General features: G+C 72.6%; 25 protein-coding genes. 11 read left to right on the forward strand and 14 right to left on the reverse strand.

The window, feature by feature from the left end; translation table 11 throughout:
* Positions 1-66 precede the first annotated feature (66 nt).
* The 3 genes from OG299_RS32555 to OG299_RS32565 all read right to left on the reverse strand — a co-directional run bounded on the left by OG299_RS32555 (position 67) and on the right by OG299_RS32565 (position 3,296).
* A complete protein-coding gene (locus OG299_RS32555) occupies positions 67-1,092 on the reverse strand; it encodes a 6-phosphofructokinase (protein ID WP_266631475.1) in 1,026 nt (341 codons plus the stop codon).
* 215 nt (positions 1,093-1,307) lie between these two features.
* Positions 1,308-2,036, reverse strand: a complete 729-nt coding sequence (locus OG299_RS32560) for a type 1 glutamine amidotransferase (protein ID WP_266631477.1) — start codon at positions 2,034-2,036, stop codon at positions 1,308-1,310.
* 21 nt (positions 2,037-2,057) lie between these two features.
* Positions 2,058-3,296, reverse strand: a complete 1,239-nt coding sequence (locus OG299_RS32565) for a MurT ligase domain-containing protein (RefSeq protein ID WP_266631479.1) — start codon at positions 3,294-3,296, stop codon at positions 2,058-2,060.
* A 123-nt stretch (positions 3,297-3,419) separates the two neighbouring features.
* On the opposite strand from OG299_RS32565, the gene def reads away from it, so the two are divergent.
* On the forward strand, positions 3,420-3,983 hold the full coding sequence (gene def, locus OG299_RS32570) for a peptide deformylase (RefSeq protein WP_327363391.1): 564 nt from the start codon (positions 3,420-3,422) through the stop codon (positions 3,981-3,983).
* A 79-nt stretch (positions 3,984-4,062) separates the two neighbouring features.
* On the opposite strand, the gene OG299_RS32575 is transcribed toward def, so the two are convergent.
* The gene (locus tag OG299_RS32575) at positions 4,063-4,707 is read right to left on the reverse strand and encodes a TetR/AcrR family transcriptional regulator (protein ID WP_266631483.1); all 645 of its coding nucleotides are present in this window, start codon (positions 4,705-4,707) and stop codon (positions 4,063-4,065) included.
* A 203-nt stretch (positions 4,708-4,910) separates the two neighbouring features.
* Here OG299_RS32575 and OG299_RS32580 point away from each other — a divergent pair, with 203 nt between their 5' ends.
* Complete coding sequence (locus OG299_RS32580; RefSeq protein WP_266631485.1) at positions 4,911-6,143, forward strand: acyl-CoA dehydrogenase family protein; 1,233 nt, start codon at positions 4,911-4,913, stop codon at positions 6,141-6,143.
* A gap of 59 nt (positions 6,144-6,202) precedes the next feature.
* Here the strand turns inward: OG299_RS32580 and OG299_RS32585 are convergent, their stop codons facing one another.
* Complete coding sequence (locus OG299_RS32585; protein WP_327363392.1) at positions 6,203-6,955, reverse strand: LppU/SCO3897 family protein; 753 nt, start codon at positions 6,953-6,955, stop codon at positions 6,203-6,205.
* Positions 6,956-7,337: 382 nt separating this feature from the next.
* On the opposite strand from OG299_RS32585, the gene OG299_RS32590 reads away from it, so the two are divergent.
* The gene (locus tag OG299_RS32590) at positions 7,338-7,523 is read left to right on the forward strand and encodes a DUF5999 family protein (RefSeq protein ID WP_030300124.1); all 186 of its coding nucleotides are present in this window, start codon (positions 7,338-7,340) and stop codon (positions 7,521-7,523) included.
* Positions 7,524-7,667: 144 nt separating this feature from the next.
* On the opposite strand, the gene OG299_RS32595 is transcribed toward OG299_RS32590, so the two are convergent.
* A complete protein-coding gene (locus tag OG299_RS32595; protein ID WP_327363393.1) occupies positions 7,668-9,770 on the reverse strand; it encodes an ATP-binding protein in 2,103 nt (700 codons plus the stop codon).
* Positions 9,771-9,853: 83 nt separating this feature from the next.
* Entirely contained in the window at positions 9,854-10,810 is a 957-nt protein-coding gene (locus OG299_RS32600) for a fibronectin type III domain-containing protein (protein ID WP_327363394.1), read from the reverse strand.
* A 229-nt stretch (positions 10,811-11,039) separates the two neighbouring features.
* Between OG299_RS32600 and OG299_RS32605 the strand changes: the two genes are divergently transcribed.
* Positions 11,040-11,234 (forward strand): hypothetical protein, encoded by a 195-nt coding sequence (locus OG299_RS32605; RefSeq protein WP_266631495.1) that lies wholly within the window; start codon positions 11,040-11,042, stop codon positions 11,232-11,234.
* Between the two features lie 151 nt (positions 11,235-11,385).
* On the forward strand, positions 11,386-12,954 hold the full coding sequence (locus OG299_RS32610) for a hypothetical protein (RefSeq protein WP_405704064.1): 1,569 nt from the start codon (positions 11,386-11,388) through the stop codon (positions 12,952-12,954).
* A 54-nt stretch (positions 12,955-13,008) separates the two neighbouring features.
* Here OG299_RS32610 and OG299_RS32615 read toward each other — a convergent pair whose 3' ends face one another.
* From OG299_RS32615 to OG299_RS32625, 3 genes are all read right to left on the reverse strand, one after another.
* A complete protein-coding gene (locus OG299_RS32615) occupies positions 13,009-13,656 on the reverse strand; it encodes a cytochrome b/b6 domain-containing protein (RefSeq protein ID WP_266631497.1) in 648 nt (215 codons plus the stop codon).
* A complete protein-coding gene (locus OG299_RS32620) occupies positions 13,640-14,305 on the reverse strand; it encodes a molybdopterin-dependent oxidoreductase (protein ID WP_266633721.1) in 666 nt (221 codons plus the stop codon). The genes OG299_RS32615 and OG299_RS32620 overlap by 17 nt, the downstream gene beginning before the upstream one ends.
* 183 nt (positions 14,306-14,488) lie before the next feature.
* Entirely contained in the window at positions 14,489-15,157 is a 669-nt protein-coding gene (locus tag OG299_RS32625) for a DUF6445 family protein (RefSeq protein ID WP_266631499.1), read from the reverse strand.
* 144 nt (positions 15,158-15,301) lie between these two features.
* Here OG299_RS32625 and OG299_RS32630 point away from each other — a divergent pair, with 144 nt between their 5' ends.
* Entirely contained in the window at positions 15,302-15,961 is a 660-nt protein-coding gene (locus tag OG299_RS32630) for a DUF2278 family protein (protein WP_266631501.1), read from the forward strand.
* 22 nt (positions 15,962-15,983) lie between these two features.
* Here the strand turns inward: OG299_RS32630 and OG299_RS32635 are convergent, their stop codons facing one another.
* Positions 15,984-16,385 (reverse strand): LPXTG cell wall anchor domain-containing protein, encoded by a 402-nt coding sequence (locus OG299_RS32635; RefSeq protein WP_266631503.1) that lies wholly within the window; start codon positions 16,383-16,385, stop codon positions 15,984-15,986.
* Between the two features lie 177 nt (positions 16,386-16,562).
* Between OG299_RS32635 and OG299_RS32640 the strand changes: the two genes are divergently transcribed.
* From OG299_RS32640 to OG299_RS32650, 3 genes are read left to right on the forward strand one after another with little or no spacing between them, the layout of a single operon-like run.
* Positions 16,563-17,810, forward strand: coding sequence for a sensor histidine kinase (locus OG299_RS32640; RefSeq protein WP_327363396.1), 1,248 nt, complete (start codon positions 16,563-16,565; stop codon positions 17,808-17,810).
* Complete coding sequence (locus tag OG299_RS32645; protein ID WP_266631507.1) at positions 17,798-18,448, forward strand: response regulator; 651 nt, start codon at positions 17,798-17,800, stop codon at positions 18,446-18,448. Before OG299_RS32640 ends, OG299_RS32645 begins: the two co-directional genes overlap by 13 nt.
* The gene (locus tag OG299_RS32650) at positions 18,445-19,263 is read left to right on the forward strand and encodes a DUF4097 family beta strand repeat-containing protein (RefSeq protein WP_327363397.1); all 819 of its coding nucleotides are present in this window, start codon (positions 18,445-18,447) and stop codon (positions 19,261-19,263) included. The genes OG299_RS32645 and OG299_RS32650 overlap by 4 nt, the downstream gene beginning before the upstream one ends.
* A 67-nt stretch (positions 19,264-19,330) precedes the next feature.
* Here OG299_RS32650 and OG299_RS32655 read toward each other — a convergent pair whose 3' ends face one another.
* Together OG299_RS32655 and OG299_RS32660 are read right to left on the reverse strand one after the other, a co-directional pair.
* On the reverse strand, positions 19,331-20,161 hold the full coding sequence (locus tag OG299_RS32655; RefSeq protein ID WP_327363398.1) for a hypothetical protein: 831 nt from the start codon (positions 20,159-20,161) through the stop codon (positions 19,331-19,333).
* Positions 20,161-21,438, reverse strand: coding sequence for a VWA domain-containing protein (locus tag OG299_RS32660; RefSeq protein WP_266631513.1), 1,278 nt, complete (start codon positions 21,436-21,438; stop codon positions 20,161-20,163). The genes OG299_RS32655 and OG299_RS32660 overlap by 1 nt, the downstream gene beginning before the upstream one ends.
* Positions 21,439-21,587: 149 nt before the next feature.
* Between OG299_RS32660 and OG299_RS32665 the strand changes: the two genes are divergently transcribed.
* The gene (locus tag OG299_RS32665) at positions 21,588-21,866 is read left to right on the forward strand and encodes a hypothetical protein (protein WP_053790188.1); all 279 of its coding nucleotides are present in this window, start codon (positions 21,588-21,590) and stop codon (positions 21,864-21,866) included.
* A gap of 81 nt (positions 21,867-21,947) precedes the next feature.
* Here the strand turns inward: OG299_RS32665 and OG299_RS32670 are convergent, their stop codons facing one another.
* Positions 21,948-25,445, reverse strand: a complete 3,498-nt coding sequence (locus OG299_RS32670; RefSeq protein ID WP_327364636.1) for a M28 family peptidase — start codon at positions 25,443-25,445, stop codon at positions 21,948-21,950.
* 159 nt (positions 25,446-25,604) lie between these two features.
* On the opposite strand from OG299_RS32670, the gene OG299_RS32675 reads away from it, so the two are divergent.
* Positions 25,605-26,564, forward strand: coding sequence for a LysR family transcriptional regulator (locus tag OG299_RS32675; RefSeq protein ID WP_266631516.1), 960 nt, complete (start codon positions 25,605-25,607; stop codon positions 26,562-26,564).
* The last annotated feature ends 39 nt before the right edge of the window (positions 26,565-26,603 follow it).

Consider the following 26,603-nt stretch of genomic DNA (forward strand, 5'->3'; position numbering starts at 1 on the left):
GTGCGCCCCCGGACGCGAACTCGTCCGGGGGCGCCCCCTACGCGTGTGACGTGGAAGGGGGAAACATCACAGAACGTTCTGCGCCTCGTCGTACCGCTCCGACGGGACCGTCTTGAGGGTCTGCACGGCGTCGGCGAGCGGGACCATCTCGATCTCGGTGCCGCGCAGGGCCGTCAGCATCCCGAACTCGCCACGGTGCGCCGCCTCGACCGCGTGCCAGCCGAAGCGGGTGGCCAGGACCCGGTCGTACGCGGTGGGCGTACCGCCGCGCTGGACGTGGCCCAGGATGACCGGGCGGGCCTCCTTGCCCAGGCGCCGCTCCAGCTCGACCGCGAGCAGGTTGCCGATGCCGGCGAAGCGCTCGTGGCCGTACTGGTCGGTGCCGCCGTCCTGGAAGTCCATGGAGCCGGCGCGCGGCTTGGCGCCCTCGGCGACCACGACGATCGCGAACCGCTTGCCCGCGGAGAAGCGCTCGCCGACGATCGCCGTCAGCTCGTCGATGTCGAAGGGGCGCTCCGGGACGACGATGGCGTGAGCGCCGGCCGCCATGCCCGAGTGCAGGGCGATCCAGCCGGTGTGGCGGCCCATGACCTCCACGACCATCACGCGCTGGTGGGACTCGGCGGTGGTCTTCAGCCGGTCCAGGGCCTCGGTGGCGACCCCGACGGCGGTGTCGAAGCCGAAGGTGACGTCCGTCGAGGCGATGTCGTTGTCGATCGTCTTCGGGACGCCGACGATCGGCAGACCGGCCTGCGAGAGCAGGTTCGCGGCCTTCAGGGTGCCCTCGCCGCCGATCGGGATGATGGCGTCCAGGCCGAGGTCGGCAACGTGCCCGCGGGCCCGCTCGACGCCGTCGCGCAGGTGTGCGGGCTGTACCCGGGAGGAGCCGAGGATGGTGCCGCCGCGGGCGAGGATGCCGCCGACGGCGTCGAGGTCGAGCTTGCGGTAGTCCGCCTCCAGCAGGCCCTTCCAGCCGTCGTGGAAGCCGATGACTTCATCGCCGTGGTCGACGACGGCGCGGTGCACGACGGAGCGGATGACGGCGTTGAGACCGGGGCAGTCGCCACCGGAAGTGAGCACACCTATGCGCATGGCAGGAACAGACCTTTGCAACGTGGGCCGACGACCGGACCACGTCGTCCGGTTGGAACTACGGCCACCCTACAAGCGGTGGAGAGGTGGACCGAACCATCCTCCACATGCTGGTCGCACTTGTCGTACGAAACCACGTCGGCCCGGTTCCCCCAAGGGAAAACCGGGCCGAACACATGATTGCGGGGCCGCCCCGATGAGCGGCCCGCGCGGTGCTACGCGGGCTGCGTCGCCGCCGAGATGCGCTCGGCGCGCAGCGCCTCGTACCACCGGTCGTCGATGGGCGGCAGCGCGTTCACGTCGAGGGCCAGCTTCAGCAGCAGGTCCGCGATCTGCGGGTTGCGGGCCATCACGGGGCCGTGCATGTAGGTGCCGAAGACCGTGTCGTTGTACGCGCCCTCGGTGCCGTCGCCCGTGCCGTTGCCGCGGCCCAGCCGGGTGCGGGCGAACGGCTTGGCGGACGGGCCGAGGTGCGTGACGCCCTGGTGGTTCTCGAAGCCCGTCAGCTGCGGCAGGTTCAGGCGCGGGTCGATGTCCGCGAGGACGTCGCCGACGCACCGCTCGCCCTCGCCGCGCACGGTGACCACGTCCAGCAGGCCGAGGCCCTCCTGGCGCTCGCCCATGTCGTTGACGAACTCGTTGCCGAGGATCTGGTAGCCGGCGCAGACGGAGAAGACGATCGCCCCGTTCGAGACGGCCCGCTCCAGACCGCCGTCGCGCAGCAGGCGCTCCGCGGCGAGCCGCTGCGGGCGGTCCTCACCGCCGCCGATCAGGTAGATGTCACCCGAGGTGGGGATGGGCTGGTCGCTGCGCACGTCCACGCGCTGCACGTCCAGGCCGCGCTGGCGCGCCCGGCGCTCCACCACGAGGGCGTTGCCCTGGTCTCCGTACGTGCTCAGCAGGTCGGGGTAGACCCACACCAGACGCAGGCTGTTGTCGCTCATGCTCTTGTCCTCTATGGGTGACTAGTTGCCGACGCGGCGGCGCACGTCCTGGAAGGCGGTGTAGTTGGCGATCAGCTCGATCTGCCCGGGCGGCGCCAGCTGCACGGCCTCGTCGAGGGTCTCGCACACCCGGAAGTCCAGGCCCGCGACCTCGAGGCGGACCGCGAGGTCCAGCTTGCGGTCGCCGATCACGAAGATCGGGTGGCCGGCCAGGCGCGGGTAGTCCACGTCCCACAGCCACGAGGTGTCGGTGCCGTCGGCGCCGCGCGCGTTCACCGAAAGGATCACCGGGGTCGGCGGCGGGTCGATCAGCGAAAACGTTTCGAGCCAGCCCGCCGGGTTCTTCGCCAGCAGCAGGCGCAGCTCACGGCCCTGGAAGGTGACCACGTCGTAGCGGCCGGCGACGGCCTGCACCTGGTACATCCGCTCCAGTGCGACCTGCGGCGGGACGCCGAAGACGGCGGCCACGGCGGCCGAGGTGGCGGCGTTCGCCTTGTTGGCGCGGCCGGGCAGCTGGAGGTGGATCGGCCAGGCCGAGCCGTGCGGGTCCAGCACGTGGTCCCCGGACAGCACCCAGCTCGGGGTGGGGCGCCGGAAGCCGCACTCGCCGCAGAACCAGTCGTCGCCGGGGCGCTGCATGACACCACCGCAGGAGGGGCACGACCAGGCGTCGTCCTTCCACTCCTGGCCGGCGGCGACCCACACCACGTTCTGCGAGGAGGAGGCCGACCACACGATGAGCGGGTCGTCGCAGTTCGCGACGATGACGGCCTTGGAGCCCTGGAGCCCCTCGCGCCACTTCTCCGCGAGCATGCGGGTCTCGGCGGCGCGGTCCAGCTGGTCGCGGGAGAGGTTCAGCAGGGCGATCACCTTGGGGGTGACGTCCCGGGCCACCCCGGCGAGGTACTTCTCGTCCACCTCGATGACGCCGTACTTCGCGTCCGAGCCGCCCGCGAGGGCGGAGGTGATGCCGGCCGGCATGTTGGCGCCGAGGGCGTTGGAGACGACCGGACCGCTGGCCCGCAGGGCCTCGGCGATCAGCCGGGTCGTCGTGGTCTTGCCGTTCGTCGCGGAGACGAGGACGACGTCGAGATGCTGCGCGAGCGCTCCGAGAAGATCGGGGTCGAGTTTGAGTGCGACCTTGCCACCGATCACCGATCCGCTTCCGCGTCCCGCGGCCCGCGACACCGCCGCCGCGGCCTTGCCCGCCGTCACGGCCAGCTTGGCCCGCGGCGAAAGCGGCTCTGTGTTGCCTGCCATCGTCCCTTGTCCTCCTTGCGTCGGTCGGCCCCAGCCTATCCAGTACCGGCCGGGGCCTTGACCGCGGCGCCCCCGGGGCGCCGCAGATCTCCTCATATATTCGCCCGTCGTACGCTTACGGCCATGCGACAGCGCCCCATTCCCGGTACCACCGGCCTCGTCCGCACCATGAGCCTGCTGGGCGATCCGGTGCTCCACTCGGCCTGCGCGGAGGTCACCGCATTCGGCCCGGCCCTCGACCGGCTCATCGAGGACATGTTCGCGACGATGTACGCCGCCGAGGGCGTCGGCCTCGCCGCGAACCAGATCGGTGTCGGACAGCGGGTGTTCGTGTACGACTGCCCCGACGACGAGGACGTGCGCCACGTCGGGCACATCGTCAACCCGCGGCTGGTGGAGGCCGACGGGGACGAGTTCCGCGGCCCGGAGGGCTGTCTGTCGCTGCCGGGTCTGGAGGCCGGCACGATCCGGTACGACCGCGCGGTCGTCGAAGGGGTCACCTCCGACGGCGCGCCCGTACGGATCACCGGCACCGGGTTCTTCGCCCGCTGCCTGCAGCACGAGTGCGACCACCTCGACGGCACGGTCTACGCGGACCGGGTCACCGGGCTGCGCGCCCGGCGGCTGCGGCGGGCGATCCGCAAGGCGCCGTGGGGTGCGCGGGCCGCGGCGGCCGCGCAGAACTGAACCGGGATCCCCGGCCGGGGACCCGCTCTCTAGGGGGTGTCTTGCCGATCAGGCCGGGCTCCGATCGACAAGACGCCCCCTAGAAGCCCGGGCCGTCCAGGCGGTTGCCGGCCGTGGCCAGCCGGCCCCACAGCAGGTCGGTGAGTCCGGTGACCAACTCCGCACGCTCGCACGGGCGCTCGCCGAGCCACCAGTCGCCGGCCGCGTGCATCATGCCGACGATGCCGTGGCCCCAGATGCGGGCCAGGCGTTCGCCGCCGGGGCCGAGGTCCACGCGCTCGCCGATCACGTCGGCGAGCTCCTCGCCGAGCCGGCGCAGCAGCGGGGCCGAGTGCAGGCCCACGTCGAAGCCGCGCTCGGCGGCGTGCGAGTCCTCGGCCGGGTGCATCAGGAACCGGTACACCTGCGGGCGGGCCTCGATGGCCGTGAGATAGGTGTCGAGGGTGGACTCCACCCGGCTGCGGCGCTCGGCCGGGGCGTCGAGCGCGGCCCGCAGCGAGTCGAGCAGGGCGTCGGTGTGCCGCACGGCGAGGGCCTGGTAGAGCCCCGCCTTGTCGCCGAAGTGCCGGTAGAGGATGGGCTTGGTGATGCCTGCCTCCGCCGCGATGGCGTTCATGGAAGCCTTGGGGCCGTCCCGGAGGACGACCCGGTCGGCCGCTTCGAGCAGCTCCCGCCTGCGGCGCTCGGCCGCTCCCGGTTCGCCGGCCTTTTGAGTGGTCTCCATGATGTGTTTCTCTCCCCGCCCTTGCGATGGTGCGTGACGCCCACGCAACGTAACACCCCGCACACCCTCGCGTAGGAACCGGCCGCCCCGCAGGCGGCTCGGAGCCGACTCTGCTTGACAGTGGCTACTCGTCGGTAACAGACTGTGGCCACCGTAAGGGTTACCGCTAGTAACGCACTGGTGGATGCACAGCTGGAGGGGACATGGCGGAGTTCACCATGGAGCTCAATGACGACCAGAAGCAGGTACAGGACTGGATCCACGGCTTCGCGGCCGATGTGATCCGGCCCGCCGCCGCGGAATGGGACGAGCGCGAAGAGACTCCGTGGCCCGTCATCCAGGAGGCCGCGAAGGTCGGCATCTACTCGCTCGACTTCTACGCCCAGCAGTTCTTCGACCCTACCGGCCTCGGCATCCCGATGGCCATGGAAGAACTGTTCTGGGGCGACGCGGGCATCGCCCTGTCGATCGTGGGCACCGGGCTCGCGGCCATCGGCGTCGTCGCCAACGGCACCGAGGAGCAGATCGGGACCTGGATCCCGCAGATGTACGGCACCCCCGACGACGTGAAGGTCGCCGCCTTCTGCTCCTCCGAGCCGGACGCCGGTTCCGACGTCGGCTCGATGCGCACCCGCGCCGTATACGACCAGGCCAAGGACGAGTGGGTGCTCAACGGCACCAAGACCTGGGCGACCAACGGCGGCATCGCCAACGTCCACATCGTCGTCGCCGTCGTCGACCCCGAGCTCGGCACCAAGGGCCACGCCTCCTTCATCGTGCCGCCGAACACCCCGGGCCTGTCCCAGGGCCAGAAGTTCAAGAAGCACGGCATCCGCGCCTCGCACACCGCCGAGGTGGTCCTGGAGGACGTCCGCGTCCCCGGCTCCTGCCTGCTCGGCGGCAAGGAGAAGCTGGACGAGCGGCTCGCGCGGGCCCACGAGCGGGCCAAGGCCGGCGGCGGTGGCGAGCGCGTGAAGAACGCGGCCATGGCCACCTTCGAGGCCTCCCGCCCGGCGGTCGGCGCCATGGCTGTCGGCACCGCCCGCGCCGCGTACGAGGTCGCCCTCGACTACGCCAAGACCCGTACGCAGTTCGGCCGTCCGATCATCGACAACCAGGGCGTCGCCTTCCAGCTCGCCGACATGCGGACCTCCATCGACGCGGCCCGGCTGCTGGTGTGGCGGGCCTCCTGGATGGCGGTCGCGGGCAAGCCCTTCACCTCGGCAGAGGGCTCGATGTCGAAGCTGTTCGCGAGCGAGGTCGCCAAGAAGGTCACCGCCCAGGCGGTCCAGATCCTCGGCGGCAACGGCTTCACCCGCGAGTACCCCGTGGAGCGCATGCACCGCGACAGCGCGATCTACACGATCTTCGAGGGCACCAGCGAGATCCAGCGCCTGGTGATCGCCCGCACCCTGTCGCAGATGCCGATCCGCTAGCGCGCGACCGTGGCGGTGGCGCCCCCGGACGCCTCGCGGTGTCCGGGGGCGCCGGCCCGTCAGCGCAGCGGCGTCAGGCAGGTCAGGCTCTTCCCGTCGGCGCTGTACTCCAGGGACGCGAGGAAGTCGTGCGGGGCGCAGGTGCCGCCGGGTGCGTCCGCCGGCCGGGTGGCCCGGTACTCGGCGTTCACCGAGCCGCAGTCCGTGGTCAGCAGCTTCTGGTCGTGCCAGTCGCCCTCGTTGCGTACGCACTGCCCCGTGATCAGCGCGGGCGGCTTCTCTTCTCCGGCCGTCAGGCCGATCAGCACGAGCGTGGGCGGCGTCAGGGCGATGAGGGCGATCACCACGAGGAAGGCCAGCGCCAGCGGGCGGCGCAGCAGCGGCCTGCCCGCCTCGAGCGCGGGCCGGAAGCCGCCCGTCGGGGGAGCGAGCCTGAGGAAGGCCGCCCGCGCGCCGAGGTTCATCAGCAGGGTGACGGGCGTGATGAAGAAGGACAGCGGGCCCCACCAGCCCTGCCAGAGCGTGTCCGCGGACATCCTGCGGTACGTGGCGAGTCCGCAGTCGCGGCAGAACGGCCCCTCCTGGCGCAGGAACCGCATCAGCACGAGCATGCCCTGGTGCCCGCGTACGGTGGCCGGCGCGGCCGGCAGGCCCCCGCACAGGCGGCAGCCGTACGCGGCCTGCGGGAGCGATGGGTGGCCGTACGGGCCCGCCGGCTGCTGCGCCGCCGTGTACGGGGCGTAGGGGCCGCCCTGTTGCGGGGTGTACGGGTGGTACGGGCCGGCGCCGTGCTGCGGTGGCGGAGTGGCCACGGGTCCCTCCTCGCTCTCGCGTTGATCACCGGGCGGTCGGTGATCACGGCACCCTAGCCCGCACCTCCGCTCCCGCAGCAGCCGGGCGACGGCCCGGCGGGGCCGGGCCGTCGAACGTGATCCTGCCCACGTCCGCGCGGGCCGTGAACGGCGTTCCCGATCCGTCAACACCGACCTCGCCCGGCGGGTGGCAGGGACGTTCGGTGAACGATCCGGATACCGGGCATGAGCGCATGGTAATCGGGCATACACACCCTGAACTGGACCCCTGAAATGGGTTCCGTCCGGGGGCGGCGATCAGTAATACTCACCGCCACCGTGGATCGCGGATTCGACCGGGTGACCACCGGCCCTCCCGCCCCACTTTGCGAGGAGGTGCGCCATGTGCTCCCACCAGCCCCCCTGCCCGTCCGCCGACAGCGCCGATCACGACGCCGCCCGCACCGTGGCCTTCCATCCCGAACAGGGCTGGAGTCTGCTCTGCAATGGCCTGGTGATCTTCGACGATACCGGCGAGCTGCTCCCCGACGGCCGCGCGGTGGAACCCCGCCGCCCGGCCCTGGTCTGAGCGAGGAGGCCGCATGCGCCAGCAGCTGATCCGCAAGCCCGTCCCCAAGCCCGCACCCCGAGACCTGGACCTGCGCACGCCGTCGGGCAGACCCCTCCCGTACTGACGGGAGCCCCGACGTTATGCGGCCCCACCGGCTGGAGTTCAGCCGGTGGACGCCGCCGCCCCACCCAGGAACGCGGCCTCGTAGGCCTCGTCACCGATCGCCGCGCGGGCCTGCCGCTCGCCCCGGTCCCGCAGGGCCGTCAGCGAGGGTGAGCCCATCTGCGGCCGGCCGACCGTGCGCCACCAGGCGTGCCCGGTGCCCAGCAGCCGCGCCGCGAGCTCCCCGTCGCCCAGGGCCGCCACCGCCGCCGCGAGCAGGTCCAGTCCGAGAGCTATCCCGAACCGGTCGCCGAGCAGCCGCTTGCCCGAGAGCATCGCCCGTACGTGGCGCGCCGCCTCCCCGTGGTGGCCGAGCCCGAGCGCCGAGACCGCCAGCACGTAGTCCGCGTACGCCCGCAGCCAGCGCTCGCCCAGCTCCGCGCACGCCTCGCGCAGCCGCCGCGCCTCCTCGGCGGCCTCCTCGAAGCGTTCCAGGTCGCACAGGGCGTAGCTGGTGGCCAGCCGGCACAGGAGCCAGCCCGGGCCGCTGGTCCGGCCGCCGTGGCCGGCCCGCGCCCGGGGCCCCGCCAGCTCCAGCGCCCGTACGGGATCCCCGGGCATCAGCACCGACACCGCGGCCAGGTAGGCCGCGCGCAGCTCCGGCTCGGGATCCGCCAGCCGGGCCGCCGCGCGGGTGCACTCCGCGCCCAGCTCCCGGGCCGCGTCCATGTCCCCCTGGAGCAGGGCGGTCAGCCCGAGGGCCCACACGGCCTGGGCGTACGCGGCCCCCGTGCCCGGGGCCGTTTTCAACGCCCGTTCCAGGAAGCCCCGGCCCTCGTGGACGTGCCCGCACGAGAACCAGAAGAACCACAGGGCCCCGGCCATCTCGAGCGCGGCCGCCGGGTCGGCGCCGAGGAGGTGTTCCAGCGCCGTCCGCAGCTGCGCGTGCTCGGCGGTCATCCTGCGGTACCAGTCCACCTGGTCCGGGCTCAGCCAGCCCCGGTCGGCGGCCTGGGAGAGAGCCGCGTACCAGTGGGCGTGCCGGTCGGCGACCGTCTGCACCTCGTCGAGCTCCGTCAGCCAGTCGTGGCCGTACTCGCGGATCGTGTCCAGCATCCGGTAGCGGGCGCCCGCGCCGCGCTCCTGGCTGCGCCGCACGACGGACTTCGCGACCAGCCCCGCCAGCACCCGCTCCACCCGGGAGGCGGGCAGCGGGCCGCCCGCACACACGGTCCGGGCCGCGGCGACGTCGAAGTCCCCGGTGAAGACGGACAGCCGGGCCCACAGCAGCCGTTCCACCGGCTCGCACAGCTCGTGGCTCCAGCCGATCGCGGTCCGCATCGTCCGGTGCCGGGGCTGGAGCACCGGCCGGGTGTCGGACAGCACCGCGAAGCGGGCGCCGAGGCGCTGCGCCATCTGCTCCAGCGTCCACAGCCGCAGCCGGGCGCCGGCGAGTTCCAGGGCCAGCGGGATCCCGTCGAGGCGACGGCAGACCTCGGCCGCGAGCGCGGCCCGTTCGGGGTCCTCGAAGGCGGCCGCGGCCTGCGGGGTCGCGGCCACGGCGTGGGCGCGGAAGAGGGCGAGGGCGTCGCTGTCGGGTCCCTCGCAGGGCAGCGGGCAGACCTCGACGACCTTCTCGCAGGGGCTGCCGAGCGGTTCCCGGGAGGTGATCAGCACCGTCAGTCCGGGTGCGGACTGGAGGAGTTCGCCCACGAGATGGCGGCACTCGGCGACCATGTGCTCGCAGGTGTCGAGGACGAGGAGCAGCTCCTTGTCGGCCACCCACGCGCACAGCTCCTCGTCGAGGGGGCGGGCGGAGTGGTCGGCCAGGCCGACGGCGTGGGCGACGGTCATGGTGAGCAGGCCGGGGTCGCGCAGCGGCGAGAGCTCCACCCACCAGACCCCGTCGGGCCGGGCCTGTTCGGGGTCACCGGCGGCCCGCAGGGCGAGCCGGGACTTGCCGACGCCGCCCACCCCGGTGAGGGTGGTCAGCCTGCGGGAGCGCAACAGGCAGTGCAGGGCGGCGAGTTCGTCCTCCCGGCCGATGAAGCCCGCCGGGTCGGGCGGCAGGTTCCCCGGCAGGGCGCCGCGAGCCGGCTCGGGATCGCCGTCGGCCTCTGCGGAATCCGGCTCTTTTCTGTTGAACGCGTACTCACCGAACACGGATGTATTGTGCGCGATCTTCTTGTCCGGTAGTGACGTTCGGTCCTATTGCTGTCACGTTGCCGGTACATCGGCCGGCCGCGTCAGGACACGAGTACGATGCGCCGTTCTGCCGAGAACGCCCCCCAGTTGCCGTCGGGCAGGCGGGCGCGCAGCTTGAGCGTCCACCGGGTGCCGGCGGGCTCGGTCACCGTGAGCCGGTGCTCCACCCGGGCCGCCCCGGACGGGGGAACCGCGCCGGCACCGAATTGGATGACGGTCACGGGCCTTGCGTTGACGTGGAGTTCGTACTCGCCGGTCGGGCGGCCGGTGTCGGGGGCGGTCCAGGTCAGCGTGACGGCGCCGGGGGAGGCGGTCGCGGTGAACTCGGTCGGAGCCGTGCCCGGGCCCTGGCCGGCGGACGGCGGGGTGGTCACGTCCACCGCCGGGCCGTCGGGGGAGGAGTTGTCCGCGCCGTCGCGGGCGCGGACGGTGAAGGTGTAGACGGTGTCCGGCTGGAGGCCGGTCAGGGTGGTGGCGGTCTCGGCGGGGCCGGCCGTGTGGATCCGGATGCCGCCCTGGTAGACGTCGTACGCGGTCACGCCGGTGTCGTCGGTCGCGGCGGCCCAGGACAGGGTGGCGGCCCGGGGCCCGTCGGCCCGGCCCGTGGTGCGGGCGGGGGCGGTGGGCGGCAGGCGGTCCTCGGCCTTGGCCGCCGGGGTGGTGGCCGCGGCGGACGCGCTCGGGGCGGAGGCGTTGCCGGCGCCGTCCCGGGCCCGGACGGTGAAGGCGTAAGCGGTCTGCGGGGTGAGGCCGGTGATGTCCACCATCGTCTTGTCGGCCGGGAGTTCGCGCACCAGCCGGCCCGCCTGGAAGACCTGGTAGTTGGTCACCCCGTCGGCCGGAGCCGCCGCCTGCCACATGACGTGGACGGAGGTGGCGCTGCCGGCCTGCGCGGTGATCCCGGCAGGGGCCGCCGGCGGCGCCGTGTCGGCGGCGGTGCAGGCGGCGAGCCCGGTGGCGGCCAGGCAGAGGGCGAGCAGGGGGGCGGTGCGTCGCACGGGGGGCCTTCCTCGGCATCCGCTTCCTCGTAAAGGTCTAGACATATATGGCACGGGCGCGGGGGGTGCGGCAATACCCGCGCGCGATCGGGCCGCGCTCGGCGGTTTCGCGGCCCCTGGTCAAGCGCGGATCGCCCGTCACGGACGGTCAACACCCGTTCGGCGGACACGGGTTTCGCCCGAAGGCACCCCCTCCTGCGCCACGATGGCGCCGCCTAAGGAGGTATCGATGGTGATTTCGCTCTCCGTGGTCGTGCTGCTCCTCATCCTCGCGTGGATCTTCATGCGCAGCGGCGGCCTCAAGTTCTCCCACGCCCTCGTCTGCGCGCTGCTCGGCTTCTACCTCGCGAGCAGCAGCATGGCGGCAACCATCCACGACGGCCTGTCGGCCACCGCCCAAGTGGTCTCCGGCCTGCGCCCCTAGGCCCGCGGCCGGTCCGGCTTGATCAACTGTTGCGCGTTCGTGAATCATCCGGCGCTTCCATGGACTCCTCATGCGGTGCGATCTAGCGTCTGGCGGCGGCGCGATGTCATACGCACTGTCAATAAAACTGAAGAGAACGGAGGAAGTCCGGATGTTCCGAAGAGCGCTGAACTGCGCCGCGGTCCCCGCCCTCATCGTGTTCACCGCGATGTACGGGATCTCCCCGGCGCAGGCCGAGGGGATACCCCAGGCCCCCGGCCACCGCCTGGTCAGCCACTACGACGGCGCCCCCGCGGCCGCCGCCCCGCTGGCCGGGGAAGCCCCGCCCCAGCACCCCTTCCTCGCGCCCAACGGCCGCAGCGGCATGCACTCCGACGCCGGGGGCAGCGCCACCTCCCCCTGGTCCGGGCCGCTGGGCAGGAACCCGCGGGTGACCAGCGAGAAGATCGCGGCCCTCGGCGGCGAATGCGCCACCGCCACCTTCGACGCGGGCGGCAGGCTGGTCACGGTGTGCGGCACCTTCTCCGGCTTCAAGGTCAAGCTCCTCGACCCCCGTACGCTGACCACACTCGCGGAACACCAGCTTCCGCAGCGTTCCTCGACGGTCGAGGCGATCACCTCCCTCGACTTCTCGAAGATCTTCAAGGACACCTCGGGCGGCGCCTACTTCTACCTCGACAACGAGGGCCGGGCCGTGCTGGCCGACTCCCGCCAGCACATCCTGCGCCTCTCGCACCGGCAACAGCCCGACGGGAGCTGGACGTTCGCCGTCGATGACGACTGGGACCTCACCGGCCAGGTCCCGCACGACTGCGTCACCTGGACCAACCTGCGGCCCAGCGGCACCTGCGACCCCGTCACCTCCGTGATGCCCGATTGGAACGGCCGCATCTGGTGGGTCACCCGCCAGGGCCGGGTGGGCACCGTGGATCCGCAGACCTCGCAGATCCGCTCGATCCGGCTGGCGGGCGAGGAGATCCAGAACTCCTTCTCGGTCGCCGAGGACGGGGTGTCGATCGTCACCGACCACGCCCTCTACGGCTTCCGCGCCACCGCCGACGGCACCCCCGAAGTGCAGTGGCGCCAGACGTACGACCGCGGCACGGGGACCAAACCCGGCTCCGTGAACCAGGGTTCGGGCACCACCCCGGACCTCTTCGGCAACGGCTACGTCGCCATCACCGACAACGCCGACGACCGGATGAACGTCCTGGTCTACCGGCGGGGCGCGGACGTCCCGGCCGACCGCCGGCTGGTCTGCAAGGTCCCGGTGTTCGCCGGCGGCGCCTCGACCACCGACAACTCCCTGATCACCTGGGGCAACAGCATCGTCGTCGAGAACAACTACGGCTACGAGAACCTCACCAGCCTGCTGCTCGGCAAGTCGGTCGTCGGCGGTGTCAGCCGGATCGACGTCCGCGCCGACGGCAGCGGCTGCGACACGGTGTGGCAGAGCGGCATCCGCGCGCCCTCCGTCGTCCCGAAGCTGTCCACCGCGAACGGGCTGCTCTACTTCTACGAGAAGGAGCCCAACGCCTGGGGGATCGACGCCTGGTACCTGACGGCGGTGGACTTCCGCACCGGCGAGCGCCGCTGGCGGCAGCTGACCGGCACCGGGCCGCTGTACGACAACAACTGGGCGCCGATCACCCTCGGCCCAGACGGCACCGCGTACGTCGGCGTCTTCAACGGCATCGTCGCGGTCCGCGACGGCGGCTGAGGCCGGGCCGGCACCGGGGCCGGCCGGCGCGCGATCCGTGCCGGCCGGCGCCCCTCACTCCCCGGGCCGTTCGGGCTGCCACAGCGGGTGCTCGCGTTCCGCCCAGGCGCGGCCGACGGACCCCGTACGCAGCCCGCGCCGGGCCTCGGGATCGGCCAGGGCCTTGCCGATGTGCGCGGCGAGCACGAGGCCGACGGCGAGGGCCAGCCAGTCGTGGACGAACGTGGCGGCCGTGCGCCGGGCGACCGGGACGAGGCCGGTCCACCACATGAGCACGCCGGTGCCCGCCATCACCAGCACCGCCCCGGCCAGCCAGCCCGCGTACACCTTCTGCCCGGCGTTGAACTTCCCGGCGGGACGCGCAGCCCTCCGGTCGCGCCGCAGGGCGGCCCGCAGCCAGACCCGGTCGTGCGGCCCGAACCGGCCCAGGCGCCGCAGATCGGCGCGGAAGGCCCGCGAGGCGAGCCCCAGCACGAACGGCACGACGAGCAGCAGCCCGGACCAGACGTGCACGGTGACGACGAGGTGGCGGCGGCCGACGAGTTCGGCGAGCGGCGGCAGGTAAAGGCAGGCCGCCGAGGCGACGCACAGGCCCATCAGCGCGGCGGTGGCCCGGTGGATCCACCGCTCGGCGCGGCTGAACCGGCGGACCTGCCCGGGCTGCGGGGCGCGCTCCGGCGCGGTCTCAGACGGTCGGGGCATCGTCGCGTCCGTTCGACCGGCCGACCCAGGCGTCGACGTCGTACCCGAGGCGCTCCCAGTAGCCGGGTTCGACGTCACGGGTGACGGTGATGCCGGAGAGCCACTTCGCCGACTTGTAGAAGTACATGGGGGCGACGTACAGCCGGACCGGACCGCCGTGGGAGTGGCCCAGCGGCTGGTCCTGCATGCGCAGCGCCACCATGACGTCGTCCCGGCGGGCCTGGGGGAGCGTGAGGCTCTCGGTGTACGTGCCGTCGAAGCAGCTGAAGCGGATCGCCCGGGCCTCGGGACGCACCCCGGCGGCGTCCAGCAGCCGGGCCAGCGGCACTCCCTCGAAGGGGGTGCCGGGAACCCGCCAGCCGGTGACGCACTGGACGTCCCGTACGACCCGCGTCTGCGGGAGCTGCTGCAGTGCCTCGAGGGTGTACGCCATGGGGCGGTCGACCAGGCCGTCGACGGTGAGCCGGTAGTTCTCGGGGCCGCGCCGGGGGACGGAGGCGGCCACCGAGTAGTAGCGGAACCCGCCGCCGTTCGGCAGCAGGCCGGTGAGGCCGGTGGGGTCCTTGTCGGCGGCCGCGCCGAGGAAGCTCTCGAAACCGCCCTGGAGGTACGGGGCGCCGACCAGTCCGGCCGCGCCGAGCCCGACCATGCCGAGGACCAGGCGGCGGCCGACCGGCGCGCCCTGACCGTCGGGGTCGGGCGGGGGTGGTGCAGGCAGGGGTGCAGGTGCTGGGCTCACGGGCCGATTCGACCACCGCCGGCGCCCCCGCACCAGGCCCGGCGGCAATCCGTCAGACTTCCGTCACACCTTCCCCGCCTCCCGCGCCGCGGTCTACGCCTTCCAGAAGAAGACGGCCGTCATCCGCTTCTCCTCCAGGGTCTGCCCGAAGTAGCCGGTGGCGCTGTGGATCAGGTTCGCGGAGTAGAGCAGCAGCCGGTTGGCGCGGTGGGGGACCCGTACGTCCTCGGTGAACGAGTCGGAGGACACGAAGCGGGTGCCCAGCGCGTCGACCAGGTTGTTGTGCGGTGCGATCACCTGGTTGCCGCCCAGGGCCCCGCCGGGCAGGCTCTGGCGGTAGAAGCTCGTCCCACAGTCCTTCGGGACCTTCGGGTTGAGGTAGAGCACGGCGGCATAGCGGCACAGGGTCCGCGAATCGGTGTGCGGGCGCGGCTCGGACTCGCCCTCGCCGACGACCTGGACGCAGTTGTGGTTGAACGTGCCGGCCCCCGAGGGCCGTTCGGCCCAGATCCTCGGGGCGCCGGTCGACTTCCGCACCAGCCGCTCCACCAGGGCCAGTTCATCCGGCTCGAGACCCGGCATGGCCCGCAGCCCCGGCCAGCTCTCGGGCTTGTGCGGATAGCCCTCGGTCCAGTCGTCCTTGGCCAGGCAGCGCTCTCGCACGGCGTCCGGATCCGGCAGTACGTCGTCCAGTACCCAGTAGTCGCGCCCGCGGGTCGGCTTGCGGTACGGGAGGACCGGGAGGGGAGGAGGCAGGGGCATGGGAGGGACCGTAGCCACCGGGCCCGGTGCGGCTCGCTCCGGAGGCAGTCAACGTTCCGTCAAGTGTTCCCCATGGGCGCCGGGACGGAGCGGACACGCCCGGGGGCGCCCGTCGCCGGGCGGGCCGGGTGGTTCACTGGCGGCATGCCGCTCGAAAACTACGGAGTGCTGTCCGGAACCCTGCACCGCCACTTCCGTGACCGGCCCGACGACCAGGGCCGCTGGTTCCACGTCCACCTGGAGGTCGACACGCCCGCGGGCCGCTACGCGTGCGCCGTCGACGTGGACGGCAAGCAGTCCACGACCGGGGTGCAGTGGAAGGTCCTCACGCTGCACGCCTCGGTGCTCGACCCGGTCGCCTCGCCCGTACCCGGCTACCACGACCTCGCCCGGACGTCCGGATCCGGCGCGCTCGACCACTTGCGGCACCCGGCGCTCGCGGACCGCCCCGGCTGTCTCCTCGGCGGACACCCGCCGCAGTGGTACCAGCGCATCCTGGACCGGCTGAACCCGCCCCTGCCCTGGATCTCCGGCAGCCACCTGGAGGCCACCGAGGCGCTGGAGCCGATCCTCGTCCCCGGCCGGCCGGTCCTGATCTTCGGCGAACCCTTCGACGAGGGGCTCGGCATGCACAACATCCACCGGAACCAGGGCGACCCGTACGGCAGCCAGTGGTGGGCGGACAACGGGGTCTGGCAGGACGGGGCCACACTGACCCGGCGCCCGGACGGCCTCTTCGACGTGTTCCTCTCCAGGTTCTCCACGCAGCAGGAACCCACAGACGACGACGGCCACCCGGTTTAGGCCGTCTCTTTCGGGCCGTCCCCTACGCGTACTGCGGGCGGCGGGTCGCCACCGCCGCGCACGCTGCTGCGAGCGGCAGCTCCGCGCACACCGCCAGGGCCAGGGCCGTCGCCCGGGCGCCGCCCGGAGCCGAGGTCGTCACGTCGAACCAGGCGTCCATCACCAGCAGCGCGGCCGTCGCCGCGGCCAGGGGCGCCGCCCGGGGGTCGTGCCGCCTCAGCAGCAGACCCGTACCGCTCAGCCCCGCGGCCAGCGCGGCGTCCAGCCCGATCCAGGCCGTGGACCAGTTGGAGACCTCCGCGGTCTGCGGCAGCGTCTTCGCCAGCACCACCATCCAGGGCAGGAGCGCCACTCCGGCTCCGCTGAGCAGCGCGGCCAGCAGGGGCGTACGGCGGGCCTGGAAGCGCGGGGCGACGAGGGTCATGGCGGTGGAGCTCCTTCCGCCCCGGCGGTCCGTCCCCCGGGTACGGCGACCACTCTGGTCGCGCGGAGGATCGAAATCAGTAGCGGCACTGCCCGAACCGGGGGTGGCACTGGCTGCACCTCCGGGCGGGCACCAGGGTGGTGGTACGGCTCTGATCAGTGCGATTACCGTACGGGCATGGGACTTTCCGGGACGCTGCGGCTCACCACCAGCTGGATCGCCGCCCACGCTCCCTGGTCGGCGTGGGCCTGGCGCAGCACCGCTTTCACCGTCGCCGGGATCCCGACGGCCCTGCCGGCCGTGGCCGTGTTCACGTGCACGGCCGTGGCGCCGGGCCGCGCGGCGGCCGCACTGCTCCTGATGCTGCTCCTGAGTCCGCTGCTCACCCTGCTGCAACGCAGCCGGTTCCGGGAGCTGGTGGAGCTGGAGATACCCGCCGTCGGATACGCGCACCGGCCGCTGCGCCCGCGCGGCCTGCTCGAACGGCTGCGCTCCGAGTCGACCTGGCGGCAGTACGGGTACCACCTGCTCGTCAGCCCGCTCGCCGGGGCCGGCGGGGCCCTGATCGTCCTCGCGTGGGCGTGCGGGGCCGCCGGGGCGAGCGTGTACGCCTGGTCGTGGCTGCTGCCCGTCGGGGACCGCGGCCCGGGCTGGACGCAGGGCTACGACGCCGTCACGGTGCTCGGCGCACTGCTGCTGCTGGCCACCCCGTGGCTGGCCGCCGTCCTGGCCCGGCTCGACGCCTTCGCCGCGGCCGCCCTCCTCGGACCCAACCGGGCCAAGGAGTTGGAGCGGCGCGTCGAGGACCTCTCCGAGAGCCGGGCCGACGTCCTCGACGCCGCCGACCTCGAACGCCGCAGGATCGAACGGGACTTGCACGACGGCGCCCAGCAGCGCCTGGTCGCCCTCGCCATGAACCTCGGCATCGCCCGCGCCACGCTCACCGACCTGCCGCCCGAGGCCAAGGCCGTGATCGACGAGGCCCACCGCGAGGCCAAGGAGGCCATCGAGGAGCTCAACAACCTCGTACGCGGCCTGCATCCGGCGGTCCTGGAGGACCGGGGACTCGACGCGGCCCTCTCCGGGATCGCGGCCCGGGCGCCGCTGCCCGTCGAACTGACCGTGGAGCTGGCGCAGCGGCCCGGTCCCACCGTCGAGGCCGTCGCCTACTTCGTCGTCTCCGAAGCCCTCGCCAACGTCGCCAAGCACGCCAAGGCCTCCCGCTGCCGCGTGGACGCCCGCCGGGACGCCGACCTGCTGCGCATCACCGTCACCGACGACGGGGTGGGCGGCGCGGACCCGGCCCGCGGCACCGGGCTGGTGGGCCTGCGCAAACGCGTAGGGTCGGTCGACGGAACCATCTTGATCAACAGCCCCCTCGGGGGCCCGACCGTCGTGACTGTGGAGCTGCCGTGCGGGCTGTGATCGCCGAGGATTCGGTACTGCTGCGAATAGGGCTGGTGAAGGTCCTCGAAATGGCCGGATTCGAGGTGGCCGCCGAGACCGGGGACGCCGAGGCCCTGCTCGCCGCCGTCGCCGAACACCGGCCCGACCTCGCCCTGGTCGACGTCCGCATGCCGCCCGGCTTCACCGACGAGGGCGTGCGCGCCGCCCTGATGATCCGCCGGCAGTGGCCCGGGACCTCGGTGCTGCTGCTCTCCCAGTACGTGGAGGAGCGCTACGCCGCCGATCTGCTGGCCGGCCGGACCGGGGGCGTCGGATATCTGCTCAAACAGCGGGTCGCCGACGTCGAGGAGTTCATCGACGCCCTCAAGCGGGTCGCGGCCGGCGGCACCGCGCTCGACCCGCAGGTCGTCTCGCAGCTGCTGCTGCGCCGCGGCGGCATCGACCCGTTGGAGCGGCTCACCCCGCGCGAGCGGGAGGTGCTCTCGCTGATGGCCGAGGGGCGTTCCAACGCGGGGATCGCGGCCCAGCTCGTCATCAGCGAGAGCGCGGTCGCCAAGCACATCAACAGCATCCTCGCCAAACTCGACCTGCCGCAGGCCGACGGCGACCACCGGCGGGTGCTGGCGGTGCTGCGCTTCCTGGACGGGACCTCGTGAGCGGGGGCGGCGGCGGGAGCGCAGCCGCAGGCGGCCGGCGTCCGCGGCGGGTGGCGTGGATCGTGGCGGCGGTCCTGAGCGCCGTGTTCGTCGTCGCCCCGGCCGCCTGGCAGGTCTGGGCCTACACGTCCACCGAGAGCGGGACGCTGAGCGGCGGCAGCGGCGAACGGCCGGTGACCGCCGTGGAGATCGATGCGGGCAGCGCCGACGTACGCGTCACGCCCCGATCCGACCGGCAGGTGGTGTACCAGGCCGAGGTGCGCTGGGCACTGACCGCTCCGAAGATCGAGGAGAGCTGGCTCGGCGACACCCTGAGGCTGACGCCGCGCTGCCCGGCGGTCGGGGCCGTGGTGGAATCCGGCCTCGGCTGCTCGGTCGACCTGGGCGTCACGGTGCCCGCCGGGATTGCGGTGAAGGTGACCGCGGGCTCCGGCACGGTGGACATCAGCGGGCTGGGCGGCACCGTCGACGCAGAGGTCGGGGCCGGGCAGCTCCGGCTGACCGCGCTGCGCGGACCGCTGCGGGCGAGCGTCGGCTCCGGCTCGCTCGAAGCCTCGGGGCTCACCTCGCCGCAGGCCGACCTCCGGGCCGGTGCGGGCTCGGCCCTCGCCCGCTTCGCCGCCCCGCCGCAACGGGTCACCGCCCGGGCGGGCGCGGGCCACCTCCGGCTCACCGTGCCCACGGCCACCCGGTTCCGGGTCACGGCCCGGGCCGGGACGGGCCGCTGTGACGTCGCCCCCGGCATGGACGATCCCGCCGCGCCCGGCCGACTGGACATCTCGGCGGACTCGGGCCACGCCGAGGCGGGCTACTGAGAGCCGTGCCTTCACGGGTCTGCGCCCGAACGGCGGCCACGGCGGGGTGCCGTGGCCGCCTGGGCGGTCAGGCGTGGGGCGGGACCCCGGAGGGGCGGCCCCTGCCGCGGGTGAGGGAGTACCCGAAGATGCCGGCGAGGGCGCCGAGCAGTCCGCCCGCCGCCGTCCAGACCCAGCGGTCGGACCAGCGTCCGCCGGACCAGCCGTCGGCCGGCTCGCCGACGGCCGCCGGCTGCGGCTTCGCCGAACTCCCGGAGGCCGCCTGCGCGGTCTTGCCGATGCCGGGTACGAGCGGCGCCGCCAGGGCGCCGTCCACCGCGTAGGCGCCTCCCGTGTCCCGGGTGACGGCCTCGACCTCGGCCCGTACCGGAAGACCGAGGTCCTCCTGCGCCACGCCGACGACCGTGAGGCGGACGTAGTAGCTGCCTGGCAGCGGGTCGTTGGCCCAGGGCTCCGCGCCGGGGCGGACGGTGCGCAGGGTGCAGGAGAGCTCGACCGTGGCGGCCTCCTTGGCCGCCGCGGCCTGCTGCGTGCCGTACGTGCACGCCTGGCGGCGGCGCAGCCCGTCGTAGACGTCGAGCTGCCAGGTCGAGGCGCCGTGGCGGTTCGCCGCCGGAGGCAGCTTCACCGTGGCCTTGACCGTGGCCCGCTGCCCCGAGTCCAGCGGGACCACCCAGTAGAGGTAGTCACCGGTGGACGCGTCGGCCGTGGCCCGCTGGCCGGGCCGGATCGCGGTGGCGGTACGGAACGCCGTGCCCGCCTCGGTCGGCCCCGACGCCTTGCCGCCGGGGCTCGGGCTCGCGCTCGCCGACGGGGTGTCCGCCGCGGCCGCGCCGGCCATGCCGAGCACACCGCCGACGGCGAGGGCGGCGGCGGTCAGTATGCGTACGGTACGCATCAGTTGGTCCTCCAGACCGAGATACGCCAGCGGGAGATCCAGCCCCACAGCAGACCGGCCACGAGACCGGCGAGCACCAGCACGCCGAGCAGCCACCAGCCGCGGCCGAGGCCGAACGCTGCTGCGTCGGACGCGTCGTCGGGCCCGTCGACCAGGTCGATGGTGAGCTCGACCGGCAGGCCCGGCGTGGTCTTGACCGAGGCGGCCGCCGAGAAGGAGTTGCTGACCTGCAGGCAGACGGTCTCCGTTGCCTGCTTGCCGTCCTCGTCGCCGTCGGAGTCGAGCTCGGCCTTCGGATAGCGCAGACCGGCCGAGATCATGTCGGTGCGTCCGTCGCCCGCTTCCGAGCCGCGGACGATCTCCCGCCCGTGCACGGTCGTCGCACGCAGCATGACGCCGTAGTCGTTGTTGACGGCCCGGTCGGCGGCGATGCTCACCGAAGCACGCAGCTCCTGGCCGGGCTTGACGTCCACGCGGTACCAGCGGTGCTCGCCGAACGTCTCACGGTCGGTGTACAGGCCCGCGCCGAGCTGCGGGGCGCCCGCGCACTGCTTGGCGCCCTCGGTCGCCACCGGAGTGAGCACCGGGGTGGCCGCGCGGTCCACCAGCTGCTTGACGCGGCCGGAGAGCTCGGCGGTGTGCTGCACCGAGGTGTAGGTGCCGCCCGTGGCCTCGGCGATGCAGATCAGCTGGTTGCGCGTCTTGGCGTCCGGGACGAGCCCGAGCGTGTCGATGACCAGGTGGATGCCCTGGGCCGCGATGTCACGCGCCACCTCGCACGGGTCGAGCGGGGCGCAGGTGTCCTCGCCGTCCGTGATGAGCACGATCCGCCGGGTGGCGTCACCGCCCTTGAGGTCCTCGGCCGCGCCCAGCAGGGCGGGCCCGATGGGCGTCCAGCCGGTGGGGGCCAGGGTGGCCACCGCCGTCTTCGCCTCGGTCCGGTCGAGCTTGCCGACCGGGTAGAGCTGCTTGGTGTCCTTGCAGCCGAGCTGCCGGTCGTCACCGGGATAGGTGGCGCCGAGGGTCCGTATCCCGAGCTGTACCTCGTCCGGCGTGGCGTCCAGTACCTCGTTGAAGGCCTGCTTCGCCGCCACCATCCGGGATTTGCCGTCGATGTCCGTCGCCCGCATCGAGCCGCTGACGTCGAGGACCAGCTCGACCTTGGGGGACTCCTTCGCCACCGGTTCACCGGCGACGGCATTCGCCGGGAAGAGCCCGACCGCCAAAGTGGCCAACAGGCCGCAGGCCCCGGCCGCCACCCATTTTCTTGTGATCATCGCCGGATCGTATTGAGGATCCATCCCCAAACCAAAACGTCCGGTGAACCCCGCCCGCCCCGGCGCCGCTGCGGCCGACCTGCTGTCGCCGCCACCCGCGGTTACCCTGGACGGGGGACGGTTCGCAGTGCCCCGACGGAGGCGACCTCATGAGACGACGCCATCATTTCCACATCGATCATGCGGGGCACTCCGTCAGCGCCACCGTCGAGACCGGCCACCACGTCGAGGTGGAGATCCTGGTCGACGGCAAGGAGACCGGCCACGGCACCACGCACCACGACCGGCCCGTCACCGTGCAGGTGGAGCTGCCGACCGAGCCGCCGATGCCGGTGTCCGTCCGCGCGACACCCGGCCCGGGCCTCCCGCGCTGCGTCCTCGAGGCCCCGGACGCCGATCCCCAGGTCATGTCCCCGCGCCACTACTGACGCCTGCCGGCGACGCGGCCGAGCGGCACGCCCCCGGCCGTGGAGCCGGGCACGCGCCGCTCGGGAGGGATCAGACGGGCGTCAGCTCGCCTGGAGGGTGACGTCGTCCACGACGAAGGAGGTCTGGAGGGACTGGTCCTCCACGCCCTGGAACTTCAGCGTGACGCTCTGGCCGGCGAACCGGGACACGTCGTAGCTCTTGAGTACGTAGCCCGGTGCCGCGTCCAGGTTGGACAGGGTCTCCAGGGTCTGGCCGCCCACCGAGACGGTGAACCGGTCGTAGACCACGTTCTCGTCCTCGTCGGTGTCGATGTGGAGGTAGAACGCGAGCCGCGCCGTGGCGCAGCCGGCGGGGAGGGCCAGCGACTGCGAGGCGCTGTCCGTGTGGGAGCTCCCGTAGCCGGTCAGCCACGCCATGTACGAGCCGCTGTGCGAGACCTGGCCGGACTGGTTGGTGATGACCCCGGACGTGGCGGTCCACGGGCTGCTGCCGCTCTCGAAGCCGCCGTTGACGACGACCTGGCGCGGGGTGCAGGTGCCCTGGCCGCCTCCGACGGTCAGCGTGTAGGTGGTGCTGTGGCCGACCGTGCCGGTGCCGGTGACGGTCAGGGTGTAGGTGCCCTGGGCGGTTCCCGCGGCCACCTGGACGGTGAGCGTCGAGGAGCTGCCGGACTGCACGGACGTCGGGCTGAGCATCGCGCTCACGCCGGACGGGGCGCCGGAGACCGACAGGGCGAGCGTCTGGGGGCTGCCGCTCACGGTGGTGGTGTTCACCGTGGAGGTGACACTGGTGCCCGGGTCGGCGGAGCCGGCGGCCGGGGAGGTGCTGATCGAGAAGTCCTGCGCCGGGGTGTCGCCGCCGACGGCCTGCTTCCAGATCGCGTAGGCGACCCCGTCGGCGCTGCGGTCCAGGACCGTCGCGTTGATGTTGCCGGTCGTGTCGCAGGAGCTGTGGTAGCAGGCGTCGTACGCCGCGTTCGCGGTGCCGCCCCACTTCGTGGCCTGCGCCGAGGTCTTGCGGGCGCTGGCTCCGGCCGCGTAGCCGGAGGTGGGGATGCCGCCCTGCTGGAACGAGTAGTCGTCACTGCGGCCCTGGCCCTCGGTGTTCTCCTCGGGGGCGAGGTTCAGCGAGGCCCAGTACGCCTTCAGCGGCGCGGCGGTGGTGGAGTTGAGGTTGTTGATGAAGTAGCCGCCGTTGGGCGAGCCGACCATGTCGAAGTTGTAGTAGCCCTTGATGGCGGCCTTCTCGGCGCTGCTGAGCCGGCCCACGTAGAACTCCGAGCCGTTCAGGCCCTGCTCCTCGTCGGTCCACCAGGCGAACCGCACGTGCTTGGTCAGGGTGGGGTTCTTCTGTGCGAGGACGAGCGCGTTCTCCAGCAGGGTCGCGGAGCCCGAGCCGTTGTCGTTGATGCCCGGGCCCGCCGAGACGCTGTCGAGGTGGGCGCCGAACATGACGGTCTGGTCGGCCGGTCCGCCGGGCCAGTCCGCGATCAGGTTGTTGGACGGGTAGGTGCAGGAGGTGCAGTTCTGCTCGGTGACGGTGAAGCCGGCCGCCTGCAGCTTGCCCTTGATGTACGCCACGGACTGGGTGTAACCGGCGCTGCCCGCCCGGCGGTTGCCGCCGTTCTGCGAGGCGATGGTGTTGAGCTGGGTCAGATGCGCCTGGACGTTGGCCACGTTGATGTTCGGCGGGTCGTTCCCGGGCTGGGTGCTGCCGACGTTCAGCGCGTAGTCGACGGTGTGCGCGAGGCTCGGGCCCTGGCCCTTGACCGTGATCGTGGAGGATCCGGGCGCCGCGTTGGCCGTGGCGGAGAGGGTCAGCGTCGAGGACTGGCCGGACTGCACGGTGGCCGGGTTGAAGGAGGCGCTCACGCCGGACGGCAGGCCGGTGGCCGTGAGGGTCACCTGCTGGGCCTGGCCCGTGGTGGTGCTGGTGGTCACGGTGGTGGTGACCGATGCCCCCTGCTGGACGGTGCCCGAGGCCGGGTTCAGCGCCATCGAGAAGTCGTCGTTCTGGCCGCTCGGGGTGCAGGTCGGGTCACCGGACTGGGCGGGCACGCTGATCGCGTCCCAGGCGGCCTTGGTCCGGGTGAACAGGTTGCAGGTCGTCGGGTCGAGCGACTTGGCCGAGCTGAGGGTCGCCGTCCGGTACTTCTTGTAGGACATGCTGCTGGTCTTGAGCAGCATGCCGCCGTAGAAGATCTTGCCGGCGTTCTGCACGCCCACGCCGGTGACCGTGGACTGGTTGCAGGTGGGGCTGTTCGGCTTGCCGCCGCCGGGGTTGCTGCCCTCGGCCAGCAGGTAGAACCAGTGGTTCAGGGGCCCCGCCGCCGCGTGCACCTCGGTGCCGGGTATCGCGGAGCTGTAGCAGGCCGGGTCGTTGTCGACGGCCGGCGGGTTGTACATGTTCCGGATCGGACCGCTGCCCGTGAGGTTGATCATCTCGCCGACGGTGTAGTCCGGGGTGTCGTACGGGGCCGGCTCGCCCGCGTACGCCTCGGTCAGCGCGCCGAAGATGTCGCCGGTGCCCTCGCCGAGCCCGGACTCCTGGCCGCTGGTGCCGCCGGGGGTGTTGGAGTCGATGGCGTGCCCGTACTCGTGGCCCACCACGTCGATCCCGGCGATCCACTCGTTGGCGCTGTTGTGCCCGATGGTGACCGAGCTGCCGTCCCAGTACGCGTTGAGGTCGCCCAGGCCCACCTTGCCCGGGAAGCTGCGGCCGTTGCCGCTGACGCCGTTGCGGCCCAGCCACTGGCTCAGCATGTCCCACTGCTTCTGGGCGGCGAACATGAGGTCCGTACAGCCGGTTTCCTTGGACGTCGCGTTGCCCGTGCCCCAGGAGTCCGAGGACTTCGTGAACACGCTGCCGGTGCTGTAGTCCGCGCAGCTCAGCCCGGGCCGGTTCGGGTCGGTCAGCGAGAACGAGCCGCCCGAGGCGGTGGTGGAGATGGTGAGCGGGTTCGGGCCGTTCCACTTGCTGGTGCCGCTGCCGGCCACGACCTCGTCGTGGCGGTCGACGACCTTGCCGGTGCGGGCGTCGACGAAGACGTGCAGTTTGCTGGGCGCCGTCCTGGTGCTGCCGGAGAGGACGGTCTCCCAGGCCAGGACCGGCTTGTCGTCCTTGATCTTGACGACGAGGCGGCTGTCGAGCACCTTGTCGACCTTCGCCAGTTCCGTGCGCGAGGTGGCCTCGGCCGCCTTGGCGGTGACGGAGGGGGTGGTCGCCACGTCGATCACGGTGGAGGAAGCCGACTGGAGGGCGCGGACGTGCCCTTCGCCGTCGGCGAGGACGACCGCGTCGCCGCCGACGACCGGCAGGCCGCGGTAGCTGCGCTCGTAGGAGACGGAGTACAGGTCCTGCACCCAGGGGGTGACCAGGCGCCGGTCGTACTGCTGCTGGGGTGAGTTGACCAGGGTGTCGAGACCGCTGCGGACCGCCGCGTCGGCGGCGGCGACCGCGCGCTCGGCGGACTTGGCCTGCGGGGAGGGTGCGGACTGAGCCTGTGGTGAGGCGGACGCGGCGGTGGCCAGCGTGCCGGCGAGGCCCGCGGTCAGCGCCATGGCCGCCACGGAGGCCATCCATCTGGTGGGCTGCAAGAGTCCACTCCGATCGTGTGTGGGGGGTGCGGCTGGCTGTTCGCGCCGAGTATGGGCGTGGACATGGCGAGATTGGGACATCTCTGCGCGCATAAGACCCGCGTTATGGTGCCGTGGGGTCACGCTGCGTAAGCTGCCCGAATGCAGCTGGAGTTGAGGCATCTGCAAGCCGTGTGCCAGATAGCGGAGTCCGGCAGTCTGGGCGGCGCGGCCCGCCGGCTGGGGGTCTCCCAGCCCGCGCTCTCCGCGCAGCTGCGCAGGATCGAACGGGTCACGGGCGGCGAGCTCTTCGTCCGCGGCCGGCACGGGGTGGAGCCCACTCCGCTGGGCCAGTTCGTCCTGGCCAAGGCGCGCCGCGTGCTCACCGAGATGGAGACCCTCGGTGCCGAGACCCGCGCCATGGCGACCGACGCCCCGCTGCGGCTCGGCTGCATCCTGCTCGTCCTGATCGACGGCCTGCTCACGCGGACGGACCTGACCCTGTCCGGGCGGGAGATCACCGTGGACGTGGAGCACTCGGTGACCGCGCTCGTACGGATGCTCGGCGCGGGCCGGTACGACGTCATCGTCTACGGCGAGGTGAACGACCACGAGGTCGTACTGCCCCAGGGGGTCCTGGCCCGGACCCTGGTGCCCAAGGAGCCGTTCTGCATCCGGATGTCCACCCGGCACCCCCTGGCGGGGCGGGAGGTCCTGGACCTCGCCGAACTGGCCGACGAGCAGTGGATGACCCTGGTCGAGGACGACGACGGCGGTCCCGAAGCCCTGGTCGAGGCCTGCGCGAAGGCCGGCTTCGTCCCCTCCCTGCGCTACCGGATCACCGACCGCAAGATGCGCCACGACCTGGTGGCGGCGGGCCGTGCCATCTCGCTCACCCAGCCCACGGCCCCCGCGGTGGAGGGCACGGTGATGCGCCCGCTGCTCGGCACCCCGATCACGGGCCGCATCCGCCTGGCCTGGAACCGCTCGTCGGTCTCCGCCGGACAGGCGGACACCCTCTACCGCGCGGCGGCCGGCGCGTACCTGGCCAACGTGGACAACAACCCCTTCCACCGCACCTGGTGGAACGCCCACCCGGAATCCCACCCGTTCCTCGGGTGAGGGCCGGTCCCCTCACCGGTGCCGTGCGGGGGCCGGGCC

The organism is Streptomyces sp. NBC_01296, assembly GCF_035984415.1.
Lineage (GTDB): Bacteria > Actinomycetota > Actinomycetes > Streptomycetales > Streptomycetaceae > Streptomyces.

What these genes read in the sequence shown, in the direction of transcription:
- OG299_RS32555 (WP_266631475.1), bottom strand. Translation starts at nt 1,092, where the DNA reads ATGCGCATAGGTGTGCTCACTTCCGGTGGCGACTGCCCCGGTCTCAAC.
- OG299_RS32560 (WP_266631477.1), bottom strand. Translation starts at nt 2,036, where the DNA reads ATGAGCGACAACAGCCTGCGTCTGGTGTGGGTCTACCCCGACCTGCTG.
- OG299_RS32565 (WP_266631479.1), bottom strand. Translation starts at nt 3,296, where the DNA reads ATGGCAGGCAACACAGAGCCGCTTTCGCCGCGGGCCAAGCTGGCCGTG.
- def (WP_327363391.1), top strand. Translation starts at nt 3,420, where the DNA reads ATGCGACAGCGCCCCATTCCCGGTACCACCGGCCTCGTCCGCACCATG.
- OG299_RS32575 (WP_266631483.1), bottom strand. Translation starts at nt 4,707, where the DNA reads ATGGAGACCACTCAAAAGGCCGGCGAACCGGGAGCGGCCGAGCGCCGC.
- OG299_RS32580 (WP_266631485.1), top strand. Translation starts at nt 4,911, where the DNA reads ATGGCGGAGTTCACCATGGAGCTCAATGACGACCAGAAGCAGGTACAG.
- OG299_RS32590 (WP_030300124.1), top strand. Translation starts at nt 7,338, where the DNA reads ATGTGCTCCCACCAGCCCCCCTGCCCGTCCGCCGACAGCGCCGATCAC.
- OG299_RS32605 (WP_266631495.1), top strand. Translation starts at nt 11,040, where the DNA reads ATGGTGATTTCGCTCTCCGTGGTCGTGCTGCTCCTCATCCTCGCGTGG.
- OG299_RS32610 (WP_405704064.1), top strand. Translation starts at nt 11,386, where the DNA reads ATGTTCCGAAGAGCGCTGAACTGCGCCGCGGTCCCCGCCCTCATCGTG.
- OG299_RS32615 (WP_266631497.1), bottom strand. Translation starts at nt 13,656, where the DNA reads ATGCCCCGACCGTCTGAGACCGCGCCGGAGCGCGCCCCGCAGCCCGGG.
- OG299_RS32620 (WP_266633721.1), bottom strand. Translation starts at nt 14,305, where the DNA reads ATGGTCGGGCTCGGCGCGGCCGGACTGGTCGGCGCCCCGTACCTCCAG.
- OG299_RS32625 (WP_266631499.1), bottom strand. Translation starts at nt 15,157, where the DNA reads ATGCCCCTGCCTCCTCCCCTCCCGGTCCTCCCGTACCGCAAGCCGACC.
- OG299_RS32630 (WP_266631501.1), top strand. Translation starts at nt 15,302, where the DNA reads ATGCCGCTCGAAAACTACGGAGTGCTGTCCGGAACCCTGCACCGCCAC.
- OG299_RS32635 (WP_266631503.1), bottom strand. Translation starts at nt 16,385, where the DNA reads ATGACCCTCGTCGCCCCGCGCTTCCAGGCCCGCCGTACGCCCCTGCTG.
- OG299_RS32640 (WP_327363396.1), top strand. Translation starts at nt 16,563, where the DNA reads ATGGGACTTTCCGGGACGCTGCGGCTCACCACCAGCTGGATCGCCGCC.
- OG299_RS32655 (WP_327363398.1), bottom strand. Translation starts at nt 20,161, where the DNA reads ATGCGTACCGTACGCATACTGACCGCCGCCGCCCTCGCCGTCGGCGGT.
- OG299_RS32660 (WP_266631513.1), bottom strand. Translation starts at nt 21,438, where the DNA reads ATGATCACAAGAAAATGGGTGGCGGCCGGGGCCTGCGGCCTGTTGGCC.
- OG299_RS32665 (WP_053790188.1), top strand. Translation starts at nt 21,588, where the DNA reads ATGAGACGACGCCATCATTTCCACATCGATCATGCGGGGCACTCCGTC.
- OG299_RS32670 (WP_327364636.1), bottom strand. Translation starts at nt 25,445, where the DNA reads ATGGCCTCCGTGGCGGCCATGGCGCTGACCGCGGGCCTCGCCGGCACG.
- OG299_RS32675 (WP_266631516.1), top strand. Translation starts at nt 25,605, where the DNA reads ATGCAGCTGGAGTTGAGGCATCTGCAAGCCGTGTGCCAGATAGCGGAG.